Source organism: Cupriavidus sp. R6-3 (genome assembly GCF_059772245.1).
The window spans coordinates 1-6,352 of sequence record NZ_JCBAJO010000254.1 but is presented as its reverse complement, the minus strand read 5'-3'; the positions used below and the strand labels follow the sequence as shown (position 1 = coordinate 6,352).

At 69.5% G+C, this 6,352-nt stretch carries 5 protein-coding genes; 3 read left to right on the top strand and 2 right to left on the bottom strand.

Translation table 11 applies throughout. The features are described 5' to 3' along the window. Positions 1 to 403 (top strand): OB-fold nucleic acid binding domain-containing protein (locus tag AC6EI8_RS23140; protein ID WP_498382985.1); only part of this gene is annotated, 403 nt, incomplete at its 5' end. Between the two features lie 123 nt (positions 404 to 526). Here AC6EI8_RS23140 and AC6EI8_RS23135 read toward each other — a convergent pair. Further along, positions 527 to 2,053: a M81 family metallopeptidase gene (locus AC6EI8_RS23135; RefSeq protein ID WP_498382984.1), complete on the bottom strand. Its 1,527-nt coding sequence runs from the start codon at positions 2,051 to 2,053 to the stop codon at positions 527 to 529. 186 nt (positions 2,054 to 2,239) lie between these two features. Beyond that, positions 2,240 to 3,574: an MFS transporter gene (locus tag AC6EI8_RS23130; RefSeq protein ID WP_498382983.1), complete on the bottom strand. Its 1,335-nt coding sequence runs from the start codon at positions 3,572 to 3,574 to the stop codon at positions 2,240 to 2,242. 311 nt (positions 3,575 to 3,885) lie between these two features. On the opposite strand from AC6EI8_RS23130, the gene AC6EI8_RS23125 reads away from it, so the two are divergent. Continuing rightward, positions 3,886 to 4,881: a LysR family transcriptional regulator gene (locus AC6EI8_RS23125; protein WP_149318074.1), complete on the top strand. Its 996-nt coding sequence runs from the start codon at positions 3,886 to 3,888 to the stop codon at positions 4,879 to 4,881. A gap of 263 nt (positions 4,882 to 5,144) precedes the next feature. Beyond that, positions 5,145 to 6,352 (top strand): DHA2 family efflux MFS transporter permease subunit (locus AC6EI8_RS23120; RefSeq protein ID WP_498382982.1); only part of this gene is annotated, 1,208 nt, incomplete at its 3' end.

Below are 6,352 nucleotides of genomic sequence, written 5' to 3'. Positions count from 1 at the left end.
GGTGGACGACTACGCCAGCCTGGGGCTGTCGCTGAAGGCCCATCCGCTGACGCTGCTGCGCCGGCGGCTGGCGGGGATGGGCTATGCCACCGCGCGCGACCTGGCCGGGCTACCCAATGGGCGGCGGGTGCGCGCCTGCGGCATCGTCACCGTGCGCCAGCGGCCCGGCACCGCCAGCGGCACGATCTTCTCGTCGATCGAGGACGAGACGGGCTCGATCAACGTGATCCTGTGGCCCGACCTGGTCGACCGCCAGCGCAAGGAGGTGCTGGGCGCGGCCCTGCTCGGCGTGGTCGGTACCTGGCAGCGGCAGGGCGAGGTCCGGCATCTGATCGCGCAGGAACTGGTCGACCTCAGTCCGCTGCTGGGCCGGCTGGTGGCGGGCAGCCGGGATTTTCACTGAATCACCAAAGCCACCGAACCCGCGCCTTCGCGGGGACGACGCGGATCAGGCGCGGATCATGCGCGCATCATGCGATATCGGCCACCATGCTGTCGTCCCCGCGAACGCGACGACCCGGTGTCTTCAAACTTCTCCACGCGGCCCCGTGAAAGCCGGTCCCAGTGGCCGCAACCGCAGTCCCGCCGGCAGTTTCTTCCACGGCAGGTCGGCCGGATCGGCCAGCAGCGGACCCGGCGCCTTGGCCACCAGCACCGCCTCGGCGATCGGCTGGAAGTCGGCGCGGAAATGCACCGAGCTCTTGTTGACCAGGATCTTCATCCGCTCGGGCTCGACGCCGGCCATCCGGTACAGATTGCGATCGAGCATCTGGGCCTTGCCGGCGCTGACCACCACCTGCACGCCGCCGATCGTCAGCCGCGCCGCCGGGCCGACGTCGACGTCCATGCCGTTCATCATCGGACCGTCGAAGCGGCAGCGGCCGTCGGACAGCTGCGCGACGCGGAAGGTGGCCTCGAATGGCGCGTCGCCCGGCACGCCTGACTGGCCACCGAGCGCAATCGTGATGTCGCTGCCGACGCCGGCGGCATGCGCGGCGCGCACGGCCTCGGGATCGACGATCAGCCCGATCGCGGCATCGGTGGCGCCGGCGCGCACCAGCGCGCGCAGCATGCCGGTCGTGTTCGAGTCGCCGCCGGCGCCGGGGTTGTCCTGCGTGTCGGCGATCACCACCGGGCGGCTCGCCGCCTGCGACAGCCGCATCGCTTCCTGCACCGCTTCGTCCGGCGTCAGGAAGGGCACCGCCCACTGCGCCTCGCGCGCGACCACGGCGTCGGTCAGCGCGGCGACCGCCTGCTCGATGCGCGCCGCGTCGTCGCCATAGCCCCACACCACGCCGCCGCACTCGGCGAAGTCCGCCGCCGGGAAGCCCGGCGTGAACGACAGCGACACCACGCCGTCCAGTTCGCGTTCGAGCTCGTCTAGCAACGCGTAGATGCCGCGCGCCGGTTCGAGGAAGGTGCACTGGCCGTTGATCGGAATCAGGAAGGGCAGGCGCCGCGCGGCACGATGCAGCGGGCGGCTGTTGCCCGCGGCGAGCAAGCGTTGCAGCAATTGCGCGGCGCGCGCGCCGGTGTCCGCCATGTCGACGTGCGGATAGGTGCGGTAGGCAACCAGCGCGTCGGCGTTGTCCAGCATGCGCTGCGTGACGTTGGCATGCAGGTCGAGGCTGGCGACGATCGGCACGCCGGCGCCTACCACCGCGCGCAGCCGCGCCAGCAACTCGCCTTCGCCGTCGTCGTGCGCGTCGGTCACCATCGCGCCATGCAGGTCCAGATAGATCGCATCGGGCCGCTGCGCGCGCGCGGCGTCGACGATCTCGCCGGCGATGCGTTCGAACGCGTCGGTGGCCACATGCGCCGAAGGGCTGGCGCCGGCCCAGATCACCGGCAGCAGTTCTGCTTCACCGCGCGTCAGCTCGCCGATCGCGCGCAGGAAGCCGCCCGCCGGGATGTTGACGTCGCGCAGCGCCAGCACGTCGGCGCCGCGCACCATCGCGGGAAAGCCTTCGCCGCGGACGAAGTTGTCGTAGTGAGCCTTCGAAGGCGCGAAGGTATTGGTCTCGTGCTGGAAACCGGCGAGAAGGATGCGCATGGATCGGTAGTCGGTCAAATCGAAACGTGGAAACGGAGCGGGGAGCACGCAAGGCCACCGCACGCATCAGCGCACCGCGGAGCGCATCAGCACATCGCGGCACGCATCAGCGCACCACAGCGGCCGTCAGCGCACCGCAGCGGGCATCAGCGCACCGCGGCGGCCGTCAGCGCACCGCAGCGAGCATCAGCGGACTGCGGCGGTCGCGCGGTCCTTCGGCAGCCGGTTCAGCAGGATCGCGAGGCCGCCCGCGGCCAGCAGCGCCACCATCGCCAGCAGCCCGCCCTCGAGCGAACCGGTCAGGTCCTTGACCGCGCCGATCAGCGTCGGGCTGACGAAGCCGCCCAGCAGACCGAGGCTGTTGATCAGCGCGATGCCGCCCGCCGCGGCGGTGCCCTGCAGATATTCGGACGGGATCGCCCAGAACACCGTGTACGCGGCCCACATCGCCGCGGTCGCGACGGTGATGCTTAGCAGCGACAGCGTCAGGTTGTCGGCGGTGAAGGCCGCGACCGCCAGCGTGGCGGCACCGACGAAGGCCAGCGTCGCGCTGTGCCAGCGCCGTTCCTGATGGCGGTCGGAACTGCGCGCCGCCAGGAACATCAGGATCGCGGCGGCGACGTAAGGCAGCGCCGAATACATGCCGATCGCCATCGTGCTGGTCACGCCCGCGCCCTTCAGGATCGTCGGCAGCCAGAAGCTGACCGCGTAGATGCCGCTGATCAGGCAGAAGTAGCCGAAGGCCAGCGCGTAGATGCGCGGATCGCGCAGCACCGTCGCAAAGCTGTGATGGCCGCCGCCGGCGCGCGCGGCGCCGATGTCGTGCGCCAGCAGCCGGCGCTCGTGGTCGGACAGCCAGCGCGCCTGCGCCGGCGTGTCGTCCAGAAAGAAGTAGGCGACCACGCCGAGCAGCACGCACGGCAGCCCCTCGATCAGGAACATCCATTGCCAGCCGGCCAGGCCGTGCGAGCCGGCCAGCGCGGTCATGATCCAGGTCGACACCGGACCGCCCGCCATGCCGCCGATCGGGCCGGCCAGCATCACGATCGCCATCACGCGCGCCATGCGGGCGCCGCCGTACCAGTAGGTCAGATAGAAGATCATGCCCGGCGCGAAGCCGGCCTCGAACACGCCGAGCAGGAAGCGCAGCGCATAGAAGCTGTGCGCGTCGCGCACGAACAGCATGCAGGCCGAGGTCGCGCCCCACAGCACCATGATCCGGCTGATGGTCTTGCGCGCGCCGATCCGTGCCAGCAGCAGATTGCTCGGCACCTCGAACATGACATAGCCGAGGAAGAAGATGCCGGCGCCCAGCCCGTAGACCGCGTCGCTGATGCCGACGTCCTGCTGCATCTGCAGCTTGGCAAAGCCGATGTTCACGCGGTCCAGATAGGCGAACACGTAGCACAGCAGCAGGAAGGGCAGCACGCGCAGGCTGATCTTGCGATAGATCGGCGCCAGCGCATCGGGCGTGGCGGCCATCGCGTCCGATGGATTCCACGAGGTGGTGGTCTGTTGCATCGATGTCTCCGGGTGCCGCGGGGCACGGTGCGGGGTTGGCAGGACGGGCGCTTGTTATGAAGTTGTTGTGCTGTGGTCGTGCAGTTGTTGTCCCGTTCGGCAGGCGTTCGCGGTGAGGGCGGCGCCGGCCTTCGCGCATTGTTGCCAACGCGGCCGTTGAGGAACAATAGCCATCGCTGTACGATTCCGTTGCTTTTTGGTCAACGCTCCGGTCAACGCTTGGCGGACGCTGGACGATCAACGCTGGACGGTCAACGCTGCTGGCCGCCACGACGCCCCCGCATGCAGACAACCTTCGAAGGAAACACCCCGTGCCCGTATCCCCCGACCCGAACCGCGACGGCGCCTTGCCGGCCGGACTCAGCGAACGCAGGCTGCGCTATTTCTATGCGGCCGTGGCCGCCGGCTCGATCCGCGCCGCCGCCGACAAGCTCGATGTCGAACCGTCGGTGATCAGCCGGCAGATCCAGCAGCTCGAAGGCGAACTCGGCGCGACGCTGCTGGAGCGCCGCGGCCGCGGCGTGATGCCGACCGAGGCGGCCCAGCTGGTGCTCGACCACTACCGCGAGCGGCTCGCCGGCGAGGAGACGCTGCTGGCCCGGCTGCAGGAGCTGAACGGGCTGCAGCGTGGGCAGATCCATATCGTCGCCGGCGAGGGCTTTATCGACGAGCTGATCCACGCGGTGCTCAACGAGTTCTGCCAGCGCTATCCGAAGATCCACGTCACGCTGGAACTGATGAACGTCAACGAGGTGGTGCGCGCGGTCGCCGAGGATCGCGCCCACGTGGGCCTGGCCTATGCGCCGCCGCCGGAGCCGACGCTGCGCGTGCTGACGGCGCGGCGCCAGCCGGTCTGCGTGATCGCGCGCCCCGATCATCCGCTCGCGCGTCGCGGCAAGGCGCTGACCGTCGCGGACATCCTGCCGTATCCGGTCGGCCTGATGACGCCCGGCTTCGGCCTGCGCCAGGTGATCCAGCTGGTCGAGCTGACCGAGAAGGTCCGCTTCACCGCGGCGCTGACCACCAACTCGATCGCGGCGCTGAAGCACTACGCCAGCACCGGCCTGGGCGTGACCTTCCTGCCGGCGCTGGCGGTCGCGCGCGAGCTGGGCGACCAGCTGGTGGCGCTGCCGGTGCGCAACGCGGTGCTGGAGGCCGCCGACGCGCAGCTGATCGTGCGCGACAAGCGGCCGCGCTCGGCGGCGGTCAAGCGGCTGCTCGACTATCTGGCCGAGATGACGGTGCTGCGCGCCGACGGGCAGGGCGGCGCGCGGACTAGCCGGGTCCGCCACCGCCGCACGGTTTGAGTCGCACGGCCTGGGTCGAACGGCTTGAGCCGCAAGGCTTGCCGCACTGGCTGCGGGACACGCCGGCTCGGGCCGGCCCGTGGGGGGCGCCGGCATGTGTCCCTAAAGCGACATGACAACACAGAAGTGGACATTGTCCATTTGTGTGCTATGGTTGTGAACGCTGTACACAACTGCGCGGAATGCCCGCGCGTCAATGCTCCCGTCAATGCTCCCGAAGCAAAGAACCCAAACAAAAACCAGGAACCGCAAAAGGACACGCCATGCAGCACACACTCGATGACCGCAAGCGCTGGCTGGCGCTGATGGTCCTATGCCTGGGCGAGCTGATGATCGTGCTGGACACGACCATCGTGAACGTCGCCCTGCCGTCGATCCGCAACGAACTCGGTTTCACCGAGACCGCGCTGGTCTGGGTCGTCAACGCCTATATGCTGACCTTCGGCGGCTTCCTGCTGCTCGGCGGCCGGCTCGGCGACCTGTTCGGCCACCGCCGGCTGTTCCTGCTCGGCATCACGCTGTTCACGCTCGCGTCGCTGGCCTGCGGCGTGGCGCAATCGCAGGGCCTGCTGGTCGCCGCGCGCGCGGTGCAGGGCGTCGGCGGCGCGGTGGTGTCCGCGGTGGCGCTGTCGCTGATCATGGATCTGTTCTCGACGCCGTCCGACCGCGCCAAGGCGATGGGCGTCTACGGCTTCGTCTGCGCGGGCGGCGGCAGCATCGGCGTGCTGCTCGGCGGCCTGCTGACCAGCGCGTTGAGCTGGCACTGGATCTTCCTGGTCAACCTGCCGATCGGCGTCGCGGTCTACGCGCTGTGCCTGGCGCTGATTCCGAACCTGCCGGGCTCTGCCAATGGGCAGCGGCTCGACGTCGGCGGCGCGGTGACGATCACCGTCTCGCTGATGCTGGCGGTCTATGCGGTCGTCAATGGCAACGAGGTTGGCTGGCTGGCCACGCAGACCGTGTCGATGCTCGGCATCGCGGTGGCGCTGCTGCTGGTGTTCCTGCTGATCGAGTCGCGCGTCACCCATCCGCTGATGCCGCTGGGGCTGTTCCGGCTGCGCAATGTCGCGGTCTCCAACGTGGTCGGCGTGCTGTGGGCCGCGGCGATGTTCGCCTGGTTCTTCATCTCGGCGCTGTACCTGCAGCTGGTGCTGGGCTACACCCCGATGCAGGTCGGCCTGGCGTTCCTGCCGGCCAATCTGATCATGGCGGCGTTCTCGCTGGGGCTGTCGGCGCGTCTGGTGATGCGCTACGGCGTGCGCGCGCCACTGGCGGCCGGGCTGCTGCTCGCGGCGCTAGGCTTGCTGCTGTTCGCGCGCGCACCGGTCGGCGGCGGCTTCGTCGTCGACGTGCTGCCCGGCATGCTGCTGCTGGGCCTGGGCGCCGGCATCGCGTTCAATCCGGTGCTGCTGGCCGCGATGAGCGACGTCAAGCCGAGCGATTCCGGCCTGGCGTCGGGCGTGGTCAATAC

What these genes read in the sequence shown, in the direction of transcription:
- AC6EI8_RS23135 (WP_498382984.1), bottom strand. Translation starts at nt 2,053, where the DNA reads ATGCGCATCCTTCTCGCCGGTTTCCAGCACGAGACCAATACCTTCGCG.
- AC6EI8_RS23130 (WP_498382983.1), bottom strand. Translation starts at nt 3,574, where the DNA reads ATGCAACAGACCACCACCTCGTGGAATCCATCGGACGCGATGGCCGCC.